The sequence below is a fragment of the Streptomyces sp. NPDC001348 genome (genome assembly GCF_053597535.1).
In genome coordinates this window covers 225,889-247,490 of record NZ_JBSFIK010000006.1, presented here as the reverse complement: position 1 = coordinate 247,490, position 21,602 = coordinate 225,889, and the positions used below count along the sequence as shown (strand labels likewise).

At 70.7% G+C, this 21,602-nt stretch carries 20 protein-coding genes; 9 read left to right on the top strand and 11 right to left on the bottom strand.

Going from position 1 to position 21,602, the window contains the following annotated elements; genetic code table 11:
- Positions 1-54: 54 nt before the first annotated feature.
- The 5 genes from ACWC21_RS09365 to ACWC21_RS09345 all read right to left on the bottom strand — a co-directional run bounded on the left by ACWC21_RS09365 (position 55) and on the right by ACWC21_RS09345 (position 4,938).
- Positions 55-906, bottom strand: coding sequence for a PaaX family transcriptional regulator (locus tag ACWC21_RS09365; RefSeq protein ID WP_450879764.1), 852 nt, complete (start codon positions 904-906; stop codon positions 55-57).
- Positions 903-1,544, bottom strand: coding sequence for a flavin reductase family protein (locus ACWC21_RS09360; protein WP_450879762.1), 642 nt, complete (start codon positions 1,542-1,544; stop codon positions 903-905). Before ACWC21_RS09360 ends, ACWC21_RS09365 begins: the two co-directional genes overlap by 4 nt.
- Positions 1,545-1,553: 9 nt before the next feature.
- A complete protein-coding gene (locus ACWC21_RS09355; RefSeq protein ID WP_450879760.1) occupies positions 1,554-2,675 on the bottom strand; it encodes a PP2C family protein-serine/threonine phosphatase in 1,122 nt (373 codons plus the stop codon).
- Positions 2,676-2,953: 278 nt separating this feature from the next.
- A complete protein-coding gene (locus ACWC21_RS09350; RefSeq protein WP_450879758.1) occupies positions 2,954-4,567 on the bottom strand; it encodes a sodium/solute symporter in 1,614 nt (537 codons plus the stop codon).
- A complete protein-coding gene (locus ACWC21_RS09345; protein ID WP_450879756.1) occupies positions 4,564-4,938 on the bottom strand; it encodes a DUF485 domain-containing protein in 375 nt (124 codons plus the stop codon). The genes ACWC21_RS09350 and ACWC21_RS09345 overlap by 4 nt, the downstream gene beginning before the upstream one ends.
- Positions 4,939-5,118: 180 nt before the next feature.
- On the opposite strand from ACWC21_RS09345, the gene ACWC21_RS09340 reads away from it, so the two are divergent.
- From ACWC21_RS09340 to ACWC21_RS09325, 4 genes are all read left to right on the top strand, one after another.
- The gene (locus ACWC21_RS09340) at positions 5,119-5,376 is read left to right on the top strand and encodes a DUF6400 family protein (protein ID WP_450879754.1); all 258 of its coding nucleotides are present in this window, start codon (positions 5,119-5,121) and stop codon (positions 5,374-5,376) included.
- Positions 5,363-5,590: a hypothetical protein gene (locus ACWC21_RS09335; RefSeq protein ID WP_450879752.1), complete on the top strand. Its 228-nt coding sequence runs from the start codon at positions 5,363-5,365 to the stop codon at positions 5,588-5,590. Before ACWC21_RS09340 ends, ACWC21_RS09335 begins: the two co-directional genes overlap by 14 nt.
- Before the next feature lie 31 nt (positions 5,591-5,621).
- Positions 5,622-6,374, top strand: a complete 753-nt coding sequence (locus tag ACWC21_RS09330; protein WP_450879750.1) for a YqjF family protein — start codon at positions 5,622-5,624, stop codon at positions 6,372-6,374.
- Positions 6,375-6,455: 81 nt separating this feature from the next.
- A complete protein-coding gene (locus tag ACWC21_RS09325; protein WP_450879748.1) occupies positions 6,456-7,754 on the top strand; it encodes a lipase in 1,299 nt (432 codons plus the stop codon).
- A gap of 166 nt (positions 7,755-7,920) precedes the next feature.
- Here the strand turns inward: ACWC21_RS09325 and ACWC21_RS09320 are convergent, their stop codons facing one another.
- Both ACWC21_RS09320 and ACWC21_RS09315 read right to left on the bottom strand, forming a co-directional pair.
- Positions 7,921-9,003, bottom strand: a complete 1,083-nt coding sequence (locus tag ACWC21_RS09320) for a M23 family metallopeptidase (protein ID WP_450879746.1) — start codon at positions 9,001-9,003, stop codon at positions 7,921-7,923.
- An 82-nt stretch (positions 9,004-9,085) separates the two neighbouring features.
- Complete coding sequence (locus tag ACWC21_RS09315; protein ID WP_450879744.1) at positions 9,086-10,474, bottom strand: glycoside hydrolase family 43 protein; 1,389 nt, start codon at positions 10,472-10,474, stop codon at positions 9,086-9,088.
- 292 nt (positions 10,475-10,766) lie between these two features.
- Between ACWC21_RS09315 and ACWC21_RS09310 the strand changes: the two genes are divergently transcribed.
- Complete coding sequence (locus tag ACWC21_RS09310; protein WP_450879742.1) at positions 10,767-13,085, top strand: glycosyl hydrolase family 95 catalytic domain-containing protein; 2,319 nt, start codon at positions 10,767-10,769, stop codon at positions 13,083-13,085.
- A 73-nt stretch (positions 13,086-13,158) separates the two neighbouring features.
- Here the strand turns inward: ACWC21_RS09310 and ACWC21_RS09305 are convergent, their stop codons facing one another.
- Together ACWC21_RS09305 and ACWC21_RS09300 are read right to left on the bottom strand one after the other, a co-directional pair.
- A complete protein-coding gene (locus tag ACWC21_RS09305; protein WP_450879740.1) occupies positions 13,159-13,356 on the bottom strand; it encodes a hypothetical protein in 198 nt (65 codons plus the stop codon).
- 337 nt (positions 13,357-13,693) lie between these two features.
- Positions 13,694-14,953, bottom strand: a complete 1,260-nt coding sequence (locus ACWC21_RS09300) for a PP2C family protein-serine/threonine phosphatase (RefSeq protein ID WP_450879738.1) — start codon at positions 14,951-14,953, stop codon at positions 13,694-13,696.
- A gap of 271 nt (positions 14,954-15,224) precedes the next feature.
- Here ACWC21_RS09300 and ACWC21_RS09295 point away from each other — a divergent pair, with 271 nt between their 5' ends.
- Both ACWC21_RS09295 and ACWC21_RS09290 read left to right on the top strand, forming a co-directional pair.
- The gene (locus tag ACWC21_RS09295) at positions 15,225-16,037 is read left to right on the top strand and encodes an SAM-dependent methyltransferase (RefSeq protein ID WP_450879736.1); all 813 of its coding nucleotides are present in this window, start codon (positions 15,225-15,227) and stop codon (positions 16,035-16,037) included.
- A 69-nt stretch (positions 16,038-16,106) separates the two neighbouring features.
- Positions 16,107-16,886, top strand: coding sequence for an SDR family NAD(P)-dependent oxidoreductase (locus ACWC21_RS09290; protein ID WP_450879734.1), 780 nt, complete (start codon positions 16,107-16,109; stop codon positions 16,884-16,886).
- 14 nt (positions 16,887-16,900) lie between these two features.
- On the opposite strand, the gene ACWC21_RS09285 is transcribed toward ACWC21_RS09290, so the two are convergent.
- Entirely contained in the window at positions 16,901-17,188 is a 288-nt protein-coding gene (locus ACWC21_RS09285) for a DUF1905 domain-containing protein (RefSeq protein ID WP_450879732.1), read from the bottom strand.
- A gap of 180 nt (positions 17,189-17,368) precedes the next feature.
- Here ACWC21_RS09285 and ACWC21_RS09280 point away from each other — a divergent pair, with 180 nt between their 5' ends.
- The gene (locus ACWC21_RS09280; protein WP_450879730.1) at positions 17,369-19,561 is read left to right on the top strand and encodes an MMPL family transporter; all 2,193 of its coding nucleotides are present in this window, start codon (positions 17,369-17,371) and stop codon (positions 19,559-19,561) included.
- A gap of 136 nt (positions 19,562-19,697) precedes the next feature.
- Positions 19,698-20,699 (top strand): glycoside hydrolase family 43 protein, encoded by a 1,002-nt coding sequence (locus ACWC21_RS09275; protein ID WP_450879853.1) that lies wholly within the window; start codon positions 19,698-19,700, stop codon positions 20,697-20,699.
- 81 nt (positions 20,700-20,780) lie between these two features.
- Here the strand turns inward: ACWC21_RS09275 and ACWC21_RS09270 are convergent, their stop codons facing one another.
- Positions 20,781-21,557 carry a hypothetical protein gene (locus ACWC21_RS09270; RefSeq protein WP_450879728.1) on the bottom strand — a complete coding sequence of 259 codons (777 nt, stop codon included), beginning with the start codon at positions 21,555-21,557 and terminating at the stop codon, positions 20,781-20,783.
- Between the last annotated feature and the right edge of the window lie 45 nt (positions 21,558-21,602).

The following is a 21,602-nucleotide window of genomic DNA, read 5'->3' as shown; positions in this document are numbered from 1 at the left end:
ATGCCGAAGCGGGCCCGCGCCGGAACTCGGCCGCGGGCCCGGATACGGTCGGGCTCACTCCGGCGGGGCGCCGGGGGTGATCGTGTCCAGGGCGCCGGCCGCCTGCCGCCGGGCCGGTCCCTCGTAACGCCGCGCCAGCGTCCGGAACAAGTGCTCCGCCCGGCCCGCCGGCCAGTCCTCGGGCAGGTGCTCGGCAGGCAGGTGCGGATCCTGGCGTACCTGCTCCAGCCAGTCCGTGTGCAGCAACAGCTGGCGCACGAGCGCACCCGTGTCGTCGGCGCCGTCCGGGACCTCGGCGTCCGAGCCCCACCGGGTGAGGAACTCCTCGTAGCCCTTGGCGATGGCCTCTACGTCGAACGCCGTCAGAAGCACGGTCCGTGCCTCGGTCGGGGCCCCGGCCACGGCCCCCTGGAACACGCGCAGGTACGGGTCCAGGCCGAGGCCCGCCACCACCTCGGGCACGTCCACGGTTCCGGGCGCCACCCAGAGACCGTTCTGCAGCGGGCCGAACCCGTTCCACACCAGCCGGGAGCGCAGATCGTGCCGCTCACTGCGCCAGGCCTCCGGAAGCGAGAAACCCACCAGGGTCCAGGTACCGTCCCAGGTCCGGTTGACCGCCCCCGTCCGCCAGATCCGGTCGTGCCCTTCCTGCAGGACACGGACGGCCCGTGGAGTCAGACCGAAGTACGTCTTGCGGCCCCGCCGGTGCCGCTCCAGCAGGCCGCGTTTGACCATCCGGGTGAGCGTGGACCGTACGGCCTCCTCGGTGATCCCGGCCTGCGCGAAGACGTCGATCAGGCTGCTGGACGACAGAGCGGTGTCCCGGCCGAGGACGTGGATGCCGAAGAAACTGAGCATCAGCGACTGCGGCCTGGGGGCGCTGCCTGCCTGGTCGAAGCTGGTCACGGGGCAAGACTAGTCAGAGTGAGGACCGCATCCGGTCGGGACCAGTCCCGGTACGGTATGCGCGCCAGTTCGCGGATCTCCCCGACCGTGGCCCACTCGTTCCCGCCCAGCCGGGCCAGGGGGCGCAGCAGCCCGATGTCCGGGCGGCCGTCCACCAGGACGGAGTCACTCACGGCGGCGTGCACGACCCGGCCGAACACCACCGTCGAGTTGCCCAGCCCCAGCGTCGAGTGCAGCGTGCACTCGAGCACCACGGGGGACGCGGCCACACGGGGCGGCCGCACCCGCAGCGACGGCTCCCGCTCGATGCCCACGGCGTCGAACTCGCCCTCGTCACTGGGAAAGTCGGTCGCGGTGGCGTTGATCTGCTCGAAGAGCGGCTCGGGAGCGAGGTTGACCACGAACTCACCGGTCTCCTCCACGTTGCGCAGTGAGTCCTTGCGCCCGACGGAGGTGAACTGGACGACGGGCGGATCGGTGGAGGCGACGGTGAAGAACGAGTGGGGTGCCAGGTTGGCCGTCCGGCCGTCCGCCGTGAGGGTCGAGACCCAGGCGATCGGCCGGGGCACGATCACCGCCGTGAGCAGACGGTAGAACGAGCCGGGGTCCATGGATTCCGGTGAGTGGTCGACGCGCATGACAGCACGCTATCCGCCACCCCCGCGGAACTCTTCGGCGGGCGGCGCGGGCGGCGCGGGCGGCTCGTCGGGGAGCAGCCGGGCGGTGAGTGCCGCGATGTCGTCCTGCAGGCGGTCCTGGCTGTGGACGAGCAGGTCGTGGTGGAGCCGCTGCAGGAGTTCACGGGGTGGCAGCGGGCCCCAGGTGTGGAGGCGCTCGAGCAGCGGGTAGAAGGAGCCGTCCGGGGCACGCGTCTCCGTGATGCCGTCCGTGTACAGCAGGAGCTGGTCGCCGGGGCGGAACGGGTAGGTGTCGACCTGGTACGGGTCGTCGACGAGCATGCCCAGGTTGAGGGGTGGGGCGGACCGCCCCCGGTCCAGTTCCCGTACCTCGCCGGTGCGGATGAGCAGTGGGGGCGGGTGGCCGCAGTTGACGACGCGGACCTGGTGGCCGTCGGCGGGGATCTCGGCGAAGACGGCGGTGACGAACCGTTCGTCCTTCTCGTTTCCGGCGAGCTGTGCCGCCCTGCGGGTCATGCTCGTCTCCACGTGGTCCGCCAGGGAGGGCAGGTCGGGTTCGTCGTGGGCCGCCTCGCGGAAGGCGCCCAGCAGGGCGGCCGCGGTCTCGACGGCGAGCAGGCCCTTGCCGCGGACGTCGCCGATGAGGAGCCGGACGCCGTGGGCGGTGGGGAGGGCCTCGTAGAGGTCCCCGCCGATCCGGGCCTCCGCGGTGGCGGAGAGGTAGAGGCTTTCCAGCAGCAGGTCGCCGATCCGGTGCGGAACGGGCCTGAGCAGGACGCGCTGGGCGATGTCGGCGACGAAGCGCACGTCGGCGAGCGTGCGCTCACGGCGGACGCGGTGCACGGCGAGGATGGTGCCGAGGGTGCCCACCAGGGCGGTGCACACGTAGGCGGCCACGTAGTGGCGGTCCCACAGGTAGCCGACGGAGCGGCCCGCGCAGCACGGGGTGCCGGCCAGCACCCCTTCGAAGAGGATGGCGAACACCGTGGTACCGGCGACGACCACGGGCCCGTGGGCGAAGGCGGTCACCAGGGGCAGCGCGATCAGTACGAAGCTCACCGGCCAGTCCACGGGCGTGACGGGCTCGAGCAGCAGAACGGCGACGACGTACAGGACCGGAAGCCGGCGCATCCAGGCCGGGGGAGCGGGTGGCCGGGTCCGCGCCGTGCTGCCCGCCGGTGACTCGGAACGGTCCGCGGGGGAGCCACGACCGTGCCTCACCCCGCGCTCCCGCGTGCGCGCTCGCACGGGTCGGCGGGCGGACGACATGCCTGACGGCTCGGCTCATGCGGCCTGCGCACAAGGGACTCCTGGCACACGATCTCGACAAGAGGTCCAGCCTGCAGTGCCGGGCCCCGGCGCACCGGGGATTGCTCCACTGGGCGGCATGGCGCAGCGGCTTCGCGGTGCTACTGCCGGAGTCTGCGCCGTGGACCGGCGAGGATCAGCGGTTCGACGGCCTCGTACCGTGCGCGTGCCTCCTGCCGGGCGCGCCGCCCCGGCAGCATCGTACCGATCCAGCCGAAGGCGAAGCCGAGCGGAATGGACACCAGGCCCGTGGTGGTGAACGGGAACCAGTTGAAGTCGGCGCCGGGGAACGCCGCCGTGGGGGAGCCGGAGACCAGGTTGGTACCCGGCATCAGGACCAGGACCGCCGTCGAGCCGCCGATGAGGGTGCACAGCAGGCCGGTGCGGGTGAAGCGGCGCCAGAACAGGCTGTAGACCAGCGCGGGCGCGATGGCGGAGGCCGCCAGGCAGAACGAGAGGGTCGCCAGTGGTTGCAGGCTGCGGTGCTGGACGAGTGCGGCGAGCAGGATCACCGGGGCTCCGACCGCGACCGCCGACACCCGCGCGACGGTCGACTCGGCGACCGGGGACATGCCCGAGCGACGGGACGCGATCACGTCGTGCGCCAGGGAGTTGGCGCAGGAGAGCGTCATGCTGGCCACCGAGGCGAGCAGGGTGAGGAAGACGGCGGTGGTGACCGCGGTGAACAGCAGGGTCTCCGGGCGGGACACGTGCTCGCCGAAGACCGCCCGCGACGCCAGCAGGTAGGCCGTGTTGCCCCGGGGGTCCTGGGCCGCGATCCCGGCGCGGCCGACCAGTGCCGTCGCCCCGACCCCGATCACCGTGACGACGAGGACGAACAGGGCCACGGACGACACCGCCCAGGACATCGACCGCCGTACCTGGCGTGCGCTGTCGGCGGTGTACATGCGCATGGTGACATGGGGGAGGCAGGCGCCGCCGAGCACGATGGCGAACTGGGTCGTCACCATGTCCAGCCGCGGATGCGGACCACCGGCGAACTGCAGACCGCTGCGCAGGAAGGCCCCGCCCGCCCCGCTCCGTTCGGCGGCCGCGCCGAACAGGTGCGAGGGGCTGAAGTCGAAGGTGCGCAGCACGAGCACGGCGATCACGACACCGGATCCCAGCAGCGCCACCATCTTCAGGATGTGCAGCAGCGCCGTGCCCCGCATACCGCCGATGGCCGCGTACACGATCATCAACGCGCCCGCTCCGACGATGCAGCCGGTCTTCAGGGCCGTGCTGGAGAAACCCAGGATGAACGCCAGCAGCTGTCCGGTGCTGGCCAGCTGGACCAGCATCATCGGCACCAGTGAGGCGATGGTGACGAGACAGGCGACGACCCGCACCGGCCGTCCGGGCATGCGCCGCGCCAGCGCGTCCCCCATGGTGAACCGGCCCGTGTTGCGCAGTGGTTCGGCCAGCAGGAACATCAGGACCAGAAGCGACAGCAGCGTGCTGACGGCGAGCACGACGCCGTCGTACCCGCACAGCGCGATGACCCCGCCGATGGTCAGCACGGTCGCCGCGGAGATGTAGTCGCCCGCGATCGCGAGCCCGTTGCGCACGGGGGACAGGGACCGGTAGCCGGTGTAGAACTCGTCCAGGTCGTCCTGGTCCGGGCCGGTGAGCACGCACAGCAGCAGTGTCACGGTGACGGCGGCGCAGAAGGCGACCAGCGACCATGCCTCGGCGGTCCTGCCGAAGGCGGTCACGGCAGCTGTTCCCGCCCGGCCCCGGCGGCCCACGGGGCGTGCCGGGTGACCCGGAGGGCCATGGGGTCCACATAGCGCCGCGCGGTGCGTTCGTACAGCAGCACGGCGAGCCAGGTGACGGGAACGTGGGAGAGGGCCAGGACGAGGCCGGTCGGCAGGCCGCCGAGCAGCGGGCGGGCCATGAGGGCGGGGTAGCCGGCGGAGAGGACCAGGAAGGCCGTGAAGTAACCGAGTGCCAGCAGTGTGGTCACCCGGCGCTGTAATCGATACCTGCGTCGCAGCCGCCGGAGGTCGCCGTGGTGCGGCTGGGCATGGGCGTCGGCGTGGGGCATCCGGAACTCCAGGTGGGGGAGCGGCTCGGCTCCTCGCACGCTATTCGTCCCTGCGTACGACGAGGAGTGTTTTTCCGGAAGTGCCTGGTAGAAGGCGTGTACGACAGGATTCCCCTTGTTTCCCTTGTGTCCTGGGAGTCATTCGTGCCCTGAGGGGCGACTGTGACTTCTCCCACCTGCTCTTGCCCGGGGCCGGGAAGCCTTCCTACGTTCGGTCGTATGCCCTCCGCTGACCGACCCGGCACCCCCGCACCGGTCGAATTCACCGTCGACCTGAGCGTGCACGAGATGCTCCGGCGCACCCATGTCATGTCCGCTCTCGGCACCGACTGGGATCCCGCGGCGGCCCTGCGCGGCGAGGAGGAGGCGTACGAGCTGCTGTACTCCGGCCTCGGCGAGGAGCAGCAGCGCCTGTACGACGAGCTGGTGGCGGCCGGTGTGCTCCCGGCGCGAGGGGGCGGCCATGCTGCCGCTTGACCCGCAGGCCGACATCGGGCGGCGGGCCTGGGTGGACTGTCCGAACTGCGACGACTGGCGCGGGTGCGCCGCGTGCGAGCAGGGACGCACCTGCTCCACGCACTGGCGCTACCTGCTGTCGAACACCGGCAGCCTGCTCCATCTGCAGTGCCCGTCGTGCACCCACATCTGGTCGCACGAGACCTACTTCGGCGCCACCCGCTCCGACGGGTAGCCGTCGCCGCCGCCTCTGCCATCCTGGCACCGTGCAGCCGCCGACCCCCATCACCCCGGACGCCCCGGCCGCCGTGGGCGCCCCGCTCCTCACCCAGCAGTGGCTCGACCTGTGCTTCGTCCACTGGGCCGTCGCCCCGGAGGCCGTGGCCGGGCTCCTGCCCGGCGGAACCGTTCCCGACGTCCGCGACGGGGCCACGTACGTCGGACTCGTCGCCTTCCGGATGCACAGGGTCGGATGGCTGGGGTTGCCCGGCGTGCCGTACCTCGGATCCTTCCCGGAGACCAACGTGCGCCTGTACTCGGTCGACGCGCACGGCCGGCGCGGTGTCGTCTTCCGGTCGATGGACGCCTCACGGCTCATCCCCGTGGTGATGGGGCGGTTCGGCTTCCGGCTGCCCTATCTCTGGTCCCGGATGAGGATACGCACCGCCGGTGACACCGTGACCTACACGAGCTCGCGCCGGTGGCCCGGCCCGCGCGGCGCGCACAGCCGTATCACCGTGCGCAGGGGCGAACGCATCGCGCGGCCCACGGAGCTGGAGCACTTCCTCACCGCCCGGTGGGGCATGCACAACTCGTTCTTCGGCGGAGCGTCCTATCTGCCCAACGACCACCCCCGCTGGCCCCTGTACCGCGCCGAGCTGATCGCCTGCGAGGAGAACCTGCTCGCGGCCGCGGGCCTGCCCACGCCCCGTGAGGCGCCGGTCAGCGTTCTGTACTCGCCGGGCGTCCCGGTCCGTCTGGGCGGCCCGCTCCGCCCGGCGGGTATCCCCACCCCTTGAGCGGGGGGTGGCACCAGTGCGCCGAGGTCCTCCGGGCGCGAGGCTGAACATGCCTTGAACAAGCCGCACTTGGAGGACGTCATGGGTGATGCCGCCGCTGTTTCGCCGCGCAGCGCAAGCCGGTACCGGCGTGGACTGCGGGCCCGGGCCGTAGCCGTCTGCTGCGGGCTGCTGCTGAGCGCGCCGGCCGCCGCCACCGCTGCCGCCGCACCCGCCGCCCACCAGCAGGCGCGGCACCAGGAGGGCGACCGGGGGACGCTGGTGTCCGCCGAGCGGCTGTACACACTCGCCACCCCGCGTGCCGTGTCCGCCGAGCTGACCGCGGCCGGGTTCGACGACGACTCCGTCCGGCACGGCGTGGTCGCGTACCGGCTGGTCTACCGGACCGTCGACCCGTACGGACGGCCCACCACGGCGAGCGGACTGTTCGTGCTGCCGCTCGACGGCGACAGACACCTGCGGGTGGTTTCCTTCACGCACGGCACCGGCAGCCACAAGAACGACTCCCCGTCCATGCAGCGCGCCGCGTTCGTGTCCGCGCCGGTCGTCGCGCACGCCGCGGCCGGTTCCGCGGCGGTCGCCCCGGACTATCTGGGAATGGGCACCGGACCCGGCCTGCACCCCTGGATGGACATCGGCTCCGAGACCACCGCATCCCTCGACATGCTGCGGGCGGCCCGTGCCTTCGCGCCCCGCGCCGGCCACGAGCTGGAGCCCGAGGTCATGGTCACCGGCTTCTCGCAGGGCGCCTCGGCGGCGCTGGGCCTCGGCCGGGCGCTGCAGGCCGGTGCCGACGGCTGGTTCCGGCTGGGCGCGCTGGCACCGGTCAGCGGCGCGTACGACTTCGGCGGCGCCGAGCTGCCCGCGCTGCTGCACGGCGAGCTGGAGCCCAAGTCCAGCGTGCTGTACGCCGCGTACACCCTGGTCGCGTTCAACCGCCTCCATCACATCTACGACAGCCCCGGCGACGTCTTCCGAGCCCCCTACGACAGCACGATCGAGGGCCTCTTCGACGGCGCCCACACAGGGCAGCAGCTGATGCAGGGCACACCGGACACCCTGCACGCGCTGCTCACCAGGAACGGCCGGCACCTGCTCGCGCATCCGACGGGAGCGCTGGCGGCGGCGCTGCGCACCACCGACGCCGTGTGCACCGACTGGGCTCCCCGTGTCCCGGTCCGGCTGTACATGGCGTCCGGGGACGAGCAGGCCGTCACCTCCAACACCCGGCACTGCCGGGCCGCTCTGCTCCGGAACGGCGTGGCGGCGCCGGTCGTGGACGTCGGCGACGCCGACTACCACGGCTCCCGTCACCTGGGATCAAATGTCGCGGCCACGTCGGCGATCGTCCGCTGGTTCGCCGGGCCGCGCCGGCGGTGACCGCGTCCGTCGCCCGTGCTCCACGGCCGGTCGGGCCGTCGCCGATGCCCGCGAAGGGCAGGCGCCGCGAGCTGCCGGCGGCGGCCGTTCAGCTGATGCGCCGGTATCCGCCGCACGGGTTCCGGGCCTGGGCGCCCGGCCCCCATGCCGCGGTGGGAACCGCCCCTCAGCCGCCGGAGGCGAGCCAGGGCATCGGGTCGGTGTAGTAACCCCCGTAGATGACCTCGAAGTGCAGGTGCGGGCCGGTGGACAGACCCGTGGAGCCCACCCGGCCGATCACGGTGCCGGCCCGCACGGTCCGGCCCGCGCCGACCTGCAGGGCCGAGAGGTGGCTGTAGGTGGTCTCGAGGCGTTTGCCGTCGATGGTGCCGTGGTCGATGACTATGCGGTTGCCGTAGGCCTTGGTCGGGGCGGCGAACACGACCCGCCCCTCCCGTGCGGCGGAGACCTCGGCACCCTGCGACGCGCCGAAGTCCACGCCGGTGTGGAGTTTGGTCACCCCGGTGAGGGGGTGCTTGCGGGAGCCGAAGGGCGAGGTGACGGTCCGGGTGCTCACGGGCGCGTCGAGGAGGGTGCCCGCAGGCTGCTCGGCGCCGTCGCCCGTGTCCTCCTGGTCGAACCCTGTGTAGCGTGCCGAGCGGGCCTTCACCTCACCGAGGTAGGTCCGTGCTCCCGCGGGCACCCGTCCGGCTGCCGCCACCTCGTCCTCCCCGACCGCGTAGGCGGCCAGGGTCAGGTCGACGAGGTCTCCGGAGACGGTGCCCTCGGTGCGCAACTCGGTGACCCTCGCGGCGAGGGAACAGTCCTGCCTGCCGAGCGCCATGATGGCGTCGGGCCGGTCCAGGGGAGAGGAGCGCCCATTGCCGTCCTCGTCCTTGCCCCACCGCTGCCAACCGGTGTCCGTGAAGTCGGCGATGCCCGATTTCCCCTGCTCCTTGGCGTCGTTGTGCCAGCCGGAGAGCTGGTCGATCTGGGCGGCGAGTACGGACGGGGTGAGCACCGCGCAGGCTCCGGCGGCCTTGCGCAGCCAGGGGCCGTAGGACGAGTTCACACCACTCGCGTCGGTCGGCGGCGCCGTGGCGCCCTGCGTCCACGCCGGGGCGAGACCACCCGTCAGGACGAGGAAACCGGCCACACCCGAGGCCGCGACCAACCCTGGCAGCACCATCAGGGTGAACGGGCCGGGCCCACGACGGCGCGGGCGTGGCGGGCCCTCCGAAGGCGGCTGCGGTCGGGACGTGTTGCTCACAGGCGGACGCTAACCCGCCGCAGCGGGACCGTCATCGGGCAGGGAGGCAGAGTCGACTGCCCGAAGGGGCACACCCGGGGTGTCAGTATCCGACGCGGAAGGTCGCGTCCTGCTTCTCGGTGGCCGTCGAGACCGGGTCGATGCGCAGGGCGTAGTCGTAGTGGCGGATGTAGCGGGTCGGGTTGTTGTAGGAGCGGAAGGACGACCAGCTCGCGTCGGCCAGGCCCGCCGTGCGGTGGAACGTGGCGTCCGCCGCGAACGTCGACGTGCCGTCGTTCACGTCGAGTCGCAGCTGGTAGTCGTAGTGCCGCAGATAGCGGTTCGGGTAGTTGACCGACTGGAAGGAGACTCCGCTGCTGTCGGCCAGGCCGGGGACGAGCTTCCACTGGGAGTCGGTCGGCGGGTCGACGGGGTACTCGTCGATGCGGCCCACGAAGTCGGAGTGGCGGACGTAACGCGCCGGGTAGTTGTACGACTTGAGTCGGTTCCAGGTGGGGGCGCCCCACTTGGCGATGAGGTTGTCGTACTGCGCCGTGCTGATGGTGGTGATGCCGCAGTGCTTCGAGTTAAGCGGCTGGGTGTAGGTCTTCTGGTCGAGGGCGGTCCAGGTGCCGGAGGCGAGGTCCGCGGTCTGCCAGGCGTAGAAGACGCCGTTGGGCGTGTAGGTGTCGCCCCACAGGTACCAGGTGCTGGAGTTCGGCGACTTGACCAGGGTCGGGGCCTCGGTGCCGCCATGAGCGACACCGGTGGTGAACTCGGTGAAGCTGCCCGGGTTCAGCGAGGTCGACCGGGCGCCGACGAGTGTCTGGTTCTTCTTGAAGTACAGATAGTTGACGCCGTTAACGCCTACGGCCATGTCTCCGTCGATCACGTCGTAGCCGGGATCGAAGAAGACCTGCGGGGCCGACGCCGTGACGAAGTCGGTGGTGTAGTTGACCATGATGACGTTGTGACCGCTGTCGTCGACGGCTGAGTAGATGACCGCGTACTGACCGCGGCCCGCGTCCCAGAACGCCTCCGGGGCCCAGCAGTGGGTGTTCATGTCGTGCAGCTTCAGCCGGTGGTAGCCGGTGAAGGTGCGCAGGTCGGTGGAGAACCAGACGTGGATGTACTGGCTGACGTAGCTCCAGTCGGTGCCCTTGAGGTCGGTGGCCAGGACGACGAAGGTGCCGTCCTGCTTGCGCAGGATGAACGGATCGCGCAGCCCGAGCGAGCCGTCGGTCGGGGTGACCACGGGGTTGTTCTGGTTCAGCGGTGTCCAGTCGAGCGAGTCGGTGCTGACGGCCAGATGGAGGCCGTAGTCGGTGCCCTCGCCCAGGGAGGTCGACTCCGTGAAGTAGCACATCACGTACGCCGAGTCGGCGGCGTGAGCGGCGCCGGCGCCCAGGGTCAGTGCGCCGGTCACGGCCAGGGGAGCGGCGGCGGCCATGCCCAGGACGTGTCGGCGGGTGGGGTGGGGGCGGGGGGTCATGCGGGCTCCAATGGTCGATATTCCGAACGAAGTTCGGTGAATCGATCAGAAAGTAGGGGGTGGCCATGTTCGCGTCAATCACTCCGTCCGGATTTTGTGATTCCTGTGGGGCGGGTGGGACGTCGAGCCGTCGTGTGCGGCAGTGGCCGTTTCGGGGGGCGACCCGGCGTGAGCGGGCAGGTGCATCGGTGAATACATCCGAGCTATATCGCTGTATTGACGCGCTTCGCGGGCCTCTCTAGGTTGCATCCCGGGACAGCTCCGATGAATCTCCGAACTGTCGGGAGGCAGCGTGCCCAGCCCGTCCAGACGTACCGTCCTCACCACCGGTTCCGCCGTGGGCGGCGCGCTGCTCGCCTCAGGCCTGCCCACGCCGGCGACGGCGGCCGACCGCGTGGAGACCGCCGCGCACCCCGACGACCCCTGGCGCACCGTCCTCGACGACGCCGATCTGGTCTGGGAACGGATGCCGGCCACCTGGTACGAGGGCCCGTTCCTCGGCAACGGCTTCCTCGGCTCGGGGATCTATGCCGAGCCGGGCGCCGCGTCGAAGGCCGTACGCTTCAACATCCAGCACTCAGAAGTCCAGGACCACCGACCGGAGTTCGGCTCCCTCTTCGGTCTGGCCCGGCTGCCGGTCGGGTACTTCACCCTGGAACCGGTGGGCGCGATCACCGGCCTCGACTGGCGGCTCGCGCTGCACGACGCCGAGCTGACCGGCACCATCACCACCGACAAGGGCACTCTGGCCCTTCGCGCCCTGGTGCACAACGACCGCTCGGTACTCGCCGTGGAGGTCACCCCCAGCGAGGGCGAGAGGGCCTTCCGTTGGGTGTTCCACCCCGCGGACGCCATCAGCCCGCGGGCCGCCTTCAAGCCGCTGCCGGACGGCTACCGGGGCAACCCGCCCGCCGAGGTCGCCGACCACGCCGGTGTGACCGCTGCCGTGCAACCGCTGCTGGCGGGCGGGCAGCACGTCACCGCGTGGCGGGAGCGGACCAGCGGTCGGACGCGGACGCTGTACGCGCACGTCGCGCACTCCTACCCGCGGACCACGGCCCTGGGACGGGCCCTGAAGGAGATCCGCACCACCGCCCGACTCCCCTACTCGGCCCTGGCGGTGACCCATCGCGCCTGGTGGCACTCCTACTACCGCAAGAGCTTCCTGTCCGTGCCCGACGCCCGGATCCAGCGCTTCTACTGGATCCAGCTCTACAAGGCCGCCTCGGCCGCCCGCCGTGACGCCCCCGTGATGGCGACGAGCGGCCCCTGGCTGGAACCCACCCCGTGGCCCAACACCTGGTGGAACCTCAACGCCCAGCTGGAGTACTGGCTCGTGCACGGCTCCAACCACCTCGAACTCGACGCGATCACCCGGGCGCTCGGTGAGTTCAGGGACAACCTCGCCAAGGAGGTGGCGCAGCCCTACCGCGCCGACTCGCTCGGCATCCCGCGTACCACCGACGCCCAGCTGGTCAACGGCGCGGTCGGCCCGCTCACGGGCTACGGCGTCGGCATCCCCGGCCAGGACCCGCCGGTCCCCGAAGTCGGCAACCTGACCTGGGCGTTGCACAACGTCTGGCTCAGCTACCGCCACACCATGGACGAGTCGATCCTCCGGGACGTCCTCTTCCCCCTGCTGCGCAAGGCGGTCAACTACTACCTGCACTTCCTCGAGCCCGGCCCGGACCGCAGACTGCACCTGCCCGCCACCTTCTCCCCGGAGTACGGCGGCGACTCGCGCGACTGCAACTACGACCTCATGCTCCTGACCTGGGGCTGTCGAACACTCCTCGAATCCGCCGAACTCCTCGGCGTCGACGACCCGCTGGCCCCCCGCTGGCGTGAGGTGCTGGCCAGACGGGTGCCCTATCCGACGGACGAGAACGGCTTCATGATCGGCGCGGACATCCCGTTCGCCAAGTCCCACCGGCACTACTCGCATCTGCTCGCGGTCTACCCGCTGTACGAGGTGACCGGCCGCACCCCCGACGAACGCGCCCTGATCGAGAGGTCACTGGCGCACTGGGTGGGCTTCGAGGGCGCCCTGCAGGGCCACACCTTCACCGGAGCCGCCTCGATGTCGGCGCTGCTGGGCAAGGGAGAGGACGCGCTGAAGTACCTCGGTGAGCTGATGACCCGCTTCATCCAGCCGAACACCATGTACCAGGAGTCGGGCCCGGTCATCGAGACCCCGCTGTCGGCGGCCCAGTCCCTGCACGACATGATCTGCCAGTCCTGGGGCGGGATCATCAGGGTCTTCCCGGCGCTGCCCACCGCCTGGGCCGACCTGACCGTCCATCGGTTCCGTACCCAGGGTGCCTTCCTGCTGAGCGCGGTCCGCCGGGGCGGCACGACTCGCTGGGTGCGACTGGTCAGCGAGGCGGGAGCGCCCTGCGTCGTACGGCACGGTATCGCGGGGCCGGTCGTCGTACGGGACGGGCGGGGCCGTCCCCTGCGCTGTGCGGACGCGGGCGACGGCGCCGTCCGGATCGCCCTGCGCAAGGGGGAGTCGGCGCTGATCACCGCGAAAGGCGACCGGCCCGACCTGACCGTCGCACCCGTGAGCCCGAACAGGGACGCGCCCCGCTGGGGCCTGCCCCTCACCTGACCGCGGCCACCCCGTGAAACCGGGCAGGTCCCGGATCGGATGATCCGGGACCTGCGGAGGCGAGACGTCGCCGTCAGTGAGCGGTGGCGTTGAGGAACCCGCCGGCAGCGACACCCTCGGGCGAGGCAACGGCCAGAACATCGGCGCAGAGGTCGGCAATCGGCGTCTCGACGTGGAGACCACCGGAGCCGCCCGCCGCCATACCACCGGAGACGTTGTCCAGCTCGGCGTCGGAGATCTCGGCCGTCTCCACCCGGGGGGCGAGGTTCATGAGGTGCTGTTCCCTTCGCATAGGCGCTTCTTCCGTGCCGCAGTCCACTGGTCGGACCCCGCTACCGGGATCCGGCTTCTATGACCTGCGCCACGCGAAGGATCAAAGCACGCCCACCGGGGGACGGCGAGCCGCGCGGGGCGCGCGCGGCACGCGCGGCGAGTTCCGCCTTCACCGGCGTGACGGGGAGGTGACCGTACCCGCCCACTCCTTCACACTGCCTGCGGCAGGGGTGCATGTACGGCCGTGGCCGTCGGCTCCCGGGAGGGGACACTCCCGCGCAAAACCGCCGTCCACCGGCGCGGTCCTGAGGGCTGTTCAGGCGTGCTGCGGCCGGTCAGGGAGCGGTGTGCAGGTTTGCCGGATGTTCTGAAACCGGCTGCAACGCGGCCAGCAGCAGCGTCCGGTCGTCCCTCCCCGCGGGGGTGCTCGGGGTGTGCAGCAGACGCCGGCACAGCGCCTGCAGCGACTCCTGGCTGTGCGCGGTGGTGGTCGTGGCCGAGTCCAGGGCGAGCGCGAGCCGGGCGATGCCCTGGTCGATGTCCGTCTGACGGGACTCGACCAGGCCGTCGCTGTAGAGAACGAGCAGTGCGGGTTCCGGCACGTCCAGCACGGTGGCCTCGTAGGTACCCGCCCCGAGTCCCAGAGGCAGGCCGGCGCTGGTGAGCGTGACGGGGGTGGAGCGCCCGTCCGGGCCACGGATCAGCGGGGGAGGGTGTCCGGCGCCGACAAGGGTGCACAGGTGCCGCTGCGCGTCCCATTCTGCGTAGACACACGTCGCGAAGGACGCCCCCGGGGTGTCACAGGCAAGCGCGTCGAGCCGGCGCATGAGATCCACCGGTGGCATGTCGAGCCCCACCAGGGCGCGGACGGCGGTGCGCAGCTGGATCATGGCGACGGCCGCCTCCGGGCCGTGGCCCATCGCGTCCCCGACGATGAGGCTGATCCGCCCTCCCGGCCGGGGCAGGACGTCGAACCAGTCACCGCCGATGATGTCGCCGTCTCCGGCCGGCAGATAGCCGTGGGCGATACGGCAGCCCGGGAGTTCCGGTGCGGAGGCGGGCAGCAGGCTGCCGCGGATGGCCAGCGCCGTGCGGCGCTCCCGCTCGTAGCGGCGTGCGTTGTCCAGCGCCACGCAGGCGCGCGCCGCCAGCCGTTCCGCGGCCACGGTGTCCCCGGCCGCGAACGGAGCCCGCGACGGCCCCCGGGTGCAGGCGATGAAGCCCACGGCGACGTCCGTCAGATGCAGGGGAACGACCAGGAAGGAGACCGTGTTCAGCAGGTCCTCGATGCGGCCCTCGTCGTCCGCGAGCGAGCCGAGCCGCTCCGAGGTGTGCGTGTCGACGGCGTCGAGCAGCTGGGTGCGCCGGGTGACGAGAGCGTGTGCGTACGGGGTCTCGCGGGGGAAGACGATCACTTCCCCGAGCGGCAGCAGAGGCTCCCAGTCGTCGGCGGTGTCCGAACCCACCCGTATCGCGAGGCGACGGGCCTCGAACTGCGGAGGGTCCGCGGACGCGGAACTGTTCTCGCCCTGCAGCCATCGCTCCAGCAGGTAGACCGACGCAGCGTCGCAGAACCCCGGCGTCAGCGCCTGCACGACATGACTGCCGGTCAGCCGCAGATCGAGCTCGGAGCCGATGTCCTCGGCCGCCGAGGAGAAGCGGGACCACCAGGGGGAGGGTCGTGCCGGGGACGCGTCGGTGGATACCGCCGAGGGTATCTCGTGGGGGTGCCCACGCGCTTCGTTCCGCAGGGTCGTGCCTTTCCGGACGGGGCCGCGTCGCGCGTGGCAGGGGACAGGCTCCTCGCCACGTCATGGTCCACTATATGATGGACAGTCAAGATCGCTGACATGCAGGGGAGTTGCTGTGTCCGCTGTTGAGGATCTCCCGGAGGGCATCGATCCGGACAAGGCGAGTGTCGCCCGCATGTACGACGCCATGCTGGGCGGACAGCACAACTTCGCCATAGACCGGGAGGCGCTTGCCGCGTTCACGGCCATCGACCCCCAGGTCCGGACGCTCGCGCGGGCCAACCGCGCCTTCCTGGGCCGGGCCGTCCGCTTTCTCCTCGAGGCCGGGGTACGCCAGTTCATAGACCTGGGCTCCGGCATACCCACCCAGGGCAACGTCCATGAGGTGGCACAGGCGGTCAGCCCCGGGGCACGGGTCGTCTACGTCGACAACGACCCCGTGGCCGTCGCACACAGCGCGTCGCTGCTCGCCGACAACCCGGACGCCGACATCGTCAACGCCGACATCCGCAGGCCTGCCGACATACTGTCCGCTCCGCAGGTACGGGGGCTCATCGACTTCGATCAGCCCGTGGCCGTGCTGATGATCACGATCCTGCACTTCGTCTCGCCCGAGGAGGACCCGGCCGGCATCGTGGCCGCCTTCCGCGACGCACTGCCCGGTGAGGGCTGGCTGGCGATGACCCATGCCACGAACCAGGACCGCCCCCGGACGGCGGCGGCCGTGGGCCGGCTGTACCGCTCCCGGGCCAGCTCTCCGGTGACGGCCCGGTCCCGTGACGAGATCCTCGGCTTCTTCGACGGCTTCCGGCTCGTCGAGCCGGGCCTGGTCCACGTACCCCTGTGGCGCCCGGACCCGGAGGACCACGTCCCGGAGGACCCGTCCGAGTACTGGGTGTACGCGGGAGTCGGCCGCAAGACGCCGTGACCTGCGGCCGGCCCGATCCGCACGACAGGGCCTGACTCGCACCGGCGGCGCGTCGTCTAGGGTGCGGTGATGACGTCGCAGACCTACCTCTCCCAACTGTTCTCGCTCGACGGGCTGGTCGCCGCGGTGACCGGTGGCAGCTCCGGCATCGGCCGGGCCATCGCCGGCGCGCTCGCGCACGCCGGGGCGAGCGTGGTGGTCGTGGCGCGCAAGGAGGCGGAACTGGCCGCCACGGCGGACGAGCTGACGGCGGACGGCTGCCGGGCTGCCTGGGTCCGCGCCGATCTGAGCACCCGCGACGGCGTGCGCGCGGCCGCCGAGGAGATGACCGCGGCGTTCGGGGAGCCGGACATCCTCGTCAACTCCGCCGGCATCAATCTGCGGCCCCCGATGGGCGAGCTGGGGGAGGGGGTGTGGGACGCCACGATGGCGGTGAACCTGGAGGCACCCTTCCTGCTGGGACAGCGGTTCGGCCCCGGCATGGCCGAACGGGGCTTCGGACGGATCATCCACATCACCTCCCAGCAGGCGCATCGGGCCTTCGTCCGAAGCGGTGCCTACGGTGTCTCCAAGGGCGCGTTGGAGTCGCTGGCCCGCTCCCAGGCCGAGGCCTGGTCTCCGTACGGCGTCACCTGCAACACCCTCGTGCCGGGCTTCGTCATGACGCCGCTGAACACCCGTCTGTCGTCCGACCCCGAGACGGTGACGGCGCTGGCGGCACGCACCCTGGTCGGACGCAACGGCCTGGCCGAGGACTTCGCCGGCGCCGCGGTGTTCCTGGCCGGCCGTGCCTCCGCCTATGTCACCGGCCAGTCGATCTTCGTCGACGGCGGCTTCTCCGTGCACTGAGGTCCGCGACCGCGTCAGAGACGGACGGTCATCTCCACCGTGACGGCATCGCCCGCCGACAGGCCCTGCGGTCTGCGGACGGCGGTCTTCAGCGGCAGCAGGTAGCGCCCGTCCCCGGGGAAGAGCGAGGTGGTGAACACGCTTCCGCCGATCCGGGCCTCGACGGGAATCACGCCCCAGCCGTAGGTGGCCATCACGGCCACCTCGCGGATGTCGGCGGACTGCTCGTCCGGCACGGTGACGAAGTAGTACGGCGACGGCCCACGCCATTCGACGACCCGGCCGGTGAAGAAGAGTTCCACCAGATCAGCCCCAACTCCGCCGCGATCAAAATCGCGTTCAGGGTACACGCGACGCCGGTACGATCAGAGCTCAAGACAACCATTCGACCCGCCCGCCGAGTTGGGGGCCGGTCGGGGTCGCCGATGCCGGGGTCCGCTCCCCGGGCTGCGGTGATCTTCCTACCCAGGAGGACCCCCCGCATGTTCCGAAGCATAGGGAACGCAGTCGTCCGACATCCCGTCTGGACGATCGTGGCATGGCTGGTCGCGGCGGTGGCGATCGTCGCCACCGCGCCGAGCCTTCCCTCGAACAGCGACGAGAGCAGTTTCCTGCCCAAGAGCTACGAGTCGATCAAAGCGGCGCAACTCCAGGAGAAGGCGTTCCCCAGCGCCTTCACCCCGTCCGCGATCGCGCTGTACCACCGCACCGACGGCGCCGAACTGACCGCCGCCGACCGGAAGGACGTCGCCCGGATCACCTCCGAACTGGGCAAGAAACACATCGACCAGGTGCAGAAGGTCGTCCCCGGCCAGCCGTCCAAGGACGGCAGGTACGCCCTGACCCTGGTCCAGATGGACAGCAGGAACGCCGGCCAGCCCAAACAGGCCGACGCCGCCAAGGTGTTACGTGATGACGTCAAGGAACTGGCCAAGGGCACCCGTCTGGACGTCAAACTCGGCGGCTCCGCCGCACAGGCCCTCGACCAGCAGGACTCCTCCAAGCGCGGCCAGGCACTGATCGGCATCGGCACCTTCGTGATCATCCTGGTCACCCTGCTGATCATCTTCCGGGCGCCGATCCTGGCCGTGCTTCCCCTGATACTGATCGGCCTGGTGTCCGCCATCGCCAACGGACTGATCGCATACGCCACGAAGCTGTTCGATCTCCAGGCCAACAGTTCGATCTCGTCGATCCTGATCGTCGTGCTCTTCGGTGTCGGTACGGACTACTTCCTCTTCCTGATGTTCCGTTACCGCGAACGGCTGCGTGCCGGCGACGAGCCCAAGCAGGCCATGGTCAACGCGGTGGGACGGGTCGGCGAGGCCATCGCCTCGGCCGCCGGAGCGGTCATCATCGCCTTCCTCGCGCTGGTGCTGTCGACGCTGGGCTTCCTCAAGCAGATGGGCCCGGCACTCGCCATCGCGGTCGCGGCCACCCTGGTCGCGGGCCTGACCCTGATCCCGGCCGTCGTCTCGCTCATCGGGCCCAAGGTGTTCTGGCCCTCCAAGTCCTGGCAACGCGAGCCGGACGGCGCCCGTTTCGCCGCCCTCGGCCGTGGTGTGCAGCGCCGCCCGGCGCTGACCGCCGTGGTGTCCGGCCTCGTCCTGGTCGTGCTGTCGCTGGGCACGTTCGGCTACAAGGCGACCTTCGACCTGGCGTCGGGCTCCATGCCCAAGACCAAGGAGTCCATGGTCGTCCAGGACGAGATGCAGAAGGTGTACTCGGCGGGCGCCGCCGCTCCCACCGACGTCTATCTGTCCAGCACCGACGGCAGGCCGCTGGACAAGTCCGCCTTCGACGCCTACGCGAGGAAACTCGGCGCCGTGGACGGCGTGGCCAACGCCCGCGTGACCCAGGTGAACAAGGCGGGCACCACCGCGGACTTCACCGTCACGCTCAAGTACGAGGCGTCCACGGACAAGGCGATCGACGCCGTGGGCAGGGTGCGCGACGTCGCGCACTCCGACGCCCCCGACGGCACCGAGGCACTCGTCGGCGGCATGTCCTCGATCTACAAGGACATCAACGCCGCGGTCAACCACGACTACCGGACGGTCTTCCCCGTCGCGGCCGTCCTGATCATGGTCATCCTGGGACTGCTGCTCCGCAGCGTGGTCGCCCCCTGGTATCTGATGGCCTCGGTGGGCCTCGGTTTCGGCGCCACCCTCGGCGCGACGGTGTGGATCTTCCAGGAGGGACAGGGCCACTCGGGTCTGATGTTCATGCTCCCGGTGATCATGTATCTGTTCGTGGTCGCCATCGGCACCGACTACAACATCCTGATGATCGCCCGGCTTCGCGAGGAGGCCCGCGAGGGCCGTGAACCGCGGGAGGCGGCCGGCATGGCGCTCCGGCACGCCGGGCCGACCGTGGCCGCGGCGGGCTTCATCCTGGCGGCGACCTTCGCCACGATGATGCTGGCGGGCAACTCGCTCCTCACGGAAATGGGCTTCGCCGTCTCCTCGGGCATCGCGGTCGCCGCGTTCGTCATGGCGATGTTCTTCACCCCGAGCCTCACCGCACTCGTCGGCCACGCGGCCTGGTGGCCGGGACACGGCGACCGGGTCGAGGAAACGGCACCCGGAACGGCGGCCGCATCCACCGGTGCAGGGCGGCTTCCCGGCGCGGACCGGGACAGCACCGCAGACGACCCGTCGGTCCGCCGAGGCTAGGCGGTTCCGTCCGGGCGCGGACGCACGGGCACCACCGTCATGAGCCGTACGACGTCGTCGTTGCCGTTGCCACCCGGTCAGCGGCAACGCGCGTCCCCCTATGCTCTCGACCGTGGCCGAAACCGAGACCGAACCGATGCGGCTTCCCGACATGCCGCTGCACGATCCCTTCGTCGTCGCCGACGACCGGACCCGCACCTACCACCTCTACACGTCCAACGACCCGTCCGTTTCAGGTGTGGACGGCATCGGCACGATGGTCTACCGCAGCCATGACCTGCGTGACTGGACACGCCCTCGCGTGGTCTTCCTGTCCGCCGAGCAGGAAGAGATGTGGGGCACCGACGGCGGGTGGGCACCGGAAGTGCACGAATGGAACGGCAGGTACTACCTGTTCACCACCCTGCACAACCAGGACCGGCCACTGCCGGTACCCCCGCCCGGCCGTTGGGGGACGCCGTTCCAGGTCGCGAACCACATGCGCGGCACCATCACGGCCGTGTCCGACTCGCTGCTGGGGCCCTTCACCGTCGTCGACCCGTCCCGCCCCACCCCGCCCCAGCACCTCATGACCCTCGACGGCACGCTCTACGTCGACCCGTCCGGGCAGCCCTGGATGGTGTACGCGCACGAATGGCTGCAGACCGTCGACGGAACCATGGAGGCGATCCGGCTGGCTCCGGACCTGTCCCGGACCGTCGGAGAACCGGTTTTCCTCTTCAAGGCCTCGGACGCGTCCTGGCTCGCCGAGGAGATACCCGGCGGCGTACCGCATCAGCTCCCGCCCTATGTCACCGACGGCCCGCAGCTGTACCGCACCCCTGACGGCTCGCTGCTCCTGCTGTGGTCGACGTACGAGAAGAACGTCGCCGGCCAGGACGGTACCGTCGGTGGTGGCTATGTGCAGACCTACGCCGTCTCCGAGTCGGGCGATCTCACCGGGCCATGGCGGCAGCGTCGGCCACTGGTCCGCGACGACAGCGGTCACGGCATGCTGTTCCACACCTTCGACGGCCGGCTGATGATGATCGTGCACCGTCCGTTCGACAACGCGCGGGGCAAGCTGTACGAGATGCAGTTCCTCGGCGACGGACTACGGGTGCTGCGGCAGCGCACCGACCTCGATGGCGGTGGATGAGGTCGCCCGTCCGGGCCCGGGTGCGTGCGGCGAGGGCATCGCCCTTGACACCGCACACATCCCCGCGGGACCAGCGGTGTGCTACGCCGACGCGGTCGCCTTGTCGGCCGTGGCGTCGTCCGGCTCGGCGGCCGGTGCCTGGGCGTCCGTTTTCCCGGCGGCCGGTGCTGCCTTCCCGGCGCTGGTGTAGAGCACGGTGCGCTTCTGCCGTGCCCGTTCGATGACGCTCTTGGCGACGAGGCGTTCGAGGGTGTTGCGCACGACGTTGACGTCCCGGGCGCGGTCGGGGTGCCGCTCCTCCAGCTCGTCACGGACCTCACCGGCCGTGCGCGGCTGACCGGCGTGGCGGTCCAGGATGTCCTTGAGGAGATCGCCCAGGACGGGCTCTCCGGCCGGCTTCGCGGCGGTCTTGGCGGCAGCGGACTTCTTGGCGGCGGACTTCTTGACGGCGGTCTTCCTGGCGGGCGCCTTCTTCTCCGCCGCCTTGGCCGGAGCCTTGGCGGCGGGCTTCGCGGGCGCTGCCTTCTTGGCGGCCTTACCGCGTGGCTGGGCGGACTTCTTCCTCGCCGGAGTCGAGCCTTGGGGCTGTTCCTTCCTCGGCTTGGGGACGGCTGCCTCCTCCACCGCCTCCTCCGTCGCGGCGGAGACCGACGCAGCGTCCTGCTCGTCGGTGGCGGGCAGGGACTCCTTGATGCCGCTGAGCCACTTCTCGTCCGCCCGGAGCTGCTCCAGCCGCTGCTGGAGATCCGTGATCTGCCCGTCGAGTTCCTGCTGTGCCGCGCGGTTCTTCTCCAGATCGGCGGAGACCTGTTGTGCGTACCTGCTCCGGATCGGGGTGTTGGCGCTCTCACCATCCATGGCGGCTCACCTTCCTTTTCGGTGTTGTGTTGAGCCGGATGGTAC

What these genes read in the sequence shown, in the direction of transcription:
- ACWC21_RS09290 (WP_450879734.1), top strand. Translation starts at nt 16,107, where the DNA reads ATGACGTCGCAGACCTACCTCTCCCAACTGTTCTCGCTCGACGGGCTG.
- ACWC21_RS09305 (WP_450879740.1), bottom strand. Translation starts at nt 13,356, where the DNA reads ATGAACCTCGCCCCCCGGGTGGAGACGGCCGAGATCTCCGACGCCGAG.
- ACWC21_RS09280 (WP_450879730.1), top strand. Translation starts at nt 17,369, where the DNA reads ATGTTCCGAAGCATAGGGAACGCAGTCGTCCGACATCCCGTCTGGACG.
- ACWC21_RS09325 (WP_450879748.1), top strand. Translation starts at nt 6,456, where the DNA reads ATGGGTGATGCCGCCGCTGTTTCGCCGCGCAGCGCAAGCCGGTACCGG.
- ACWC21_RS09335 (WP_450879752.1), top strand. Translation starts at nt 5,363, where the DNA reads ATGCTGCCGCTTGACCCGCAGGCCGACATCGGGCGGCGGGCCTGGGTG.
- ACWC21_RS09275 (WP_450879853.1), top strand. Translation starts at nt 19,698, where the DNA reads ATGCGGCTTCCCGACATGCCGCTGCACGATCCCTTCGTCGTCGCCGAC.
- ACWC21_RS09340 (WP_450879754.1), top strand. Translation starts at nt 5,119, where the DNA reads ATGCCCTCCGCTGACCGACCCGGCACCCCCGCACCGGTCGAATTCACC.
- ACWC21_RS09355 (WP_450879760.1), bottom strand. Translation starts at nt 2,675, where the DNA reads ATGCGCCGGCTTCCGGTCCTGTACGTCGTCGCCGTTCTGCTGCTCGAG.
- ACWC21_RS09315 (WP_450879744.1), bottom strand. Translation starts at nt 10,474, where the DNA reads ATGACCCCCCGCCCCCACCCCACCCGCCGACACGTCCTGGGCATGGCC.
- ACWC21_RS09270 (WP_450879728.1), bottom strand. Translation starts at nt 21,557, where the DNA reads ATGGATGGTGAGAGCGCCAACACCCCGATCCGGAGCAGGTACGCACAA.
- ACWC21_RS09360 (WP_450879762.1), bottom strand. Translation starts at nt 1,544, where the DNA reads ATGCGCGTCGACCACTCACCGGAATCCATGGACCCCGGCTCGTTCTAC.